Source organism: Lyngbya sp. CCY1209 (assembly GCF_055795065.1).
Genome location: NZ_JAYFER010000714.1, coordinates 1 through 449, shown reverse-complemented (window position 1 = coordinate 449; position 449 = coordinate 1). Strand labels below are relative to the sequence as shown.

The following is a 449-nucleotide window of genomic DNA, read 5'->3' as shown; positions in this document are numbered from 1 at the left end:
CACAGGCCCGTCACGGGGACGAACAGCATGAAGAAGTGCAACCAGCGCTTGTTGGAGAAGGCGATACCGAAGATCTGAGACCAGAAGCGGTTCGCCGTCACCATCGAGTAGGTTTCTTCGGCTTGGGTGGGCTCGAAGGCGCGGAAGGTGTTGGCACCTTCACCGTCTTCAAACAGGGTGTTTTCTACCGTGGCACCGTGGATGGCGCACAGCAGCGCTCCGCCGAGGATGCCGGCGACTCCCATCATGTGGAAGGGATTGAGCGTCCAGTTGTGGAACCCTTGAAAGAATAGAATGAAACGGAAGATTCCGGCCACGCCGAAGCTGGGGGCGAAGAACCATCCCGACTGACCCAAGGGGTACATCAGGAACACGCTGACGAACACCGCGATGGGGCCGGTGAAGGCGATCGCGTTGTAGGGACGGATTCCCACCAGACGGGCGATTTC

General features: G+C 59.2%; 1 protein-coding gene. It reads right to left on the bottom strand.

Annotated features, from left to right (window positions below; all coding sequences use genetic code 11):
• Positions 1–449: photosynthetic reaction center family protein (locus tag AC0QHF_RS29275; RefSeq protein WP_473113488.1), on the bottom strand; the 449-nt coding region annotated here is incomplete at both ends.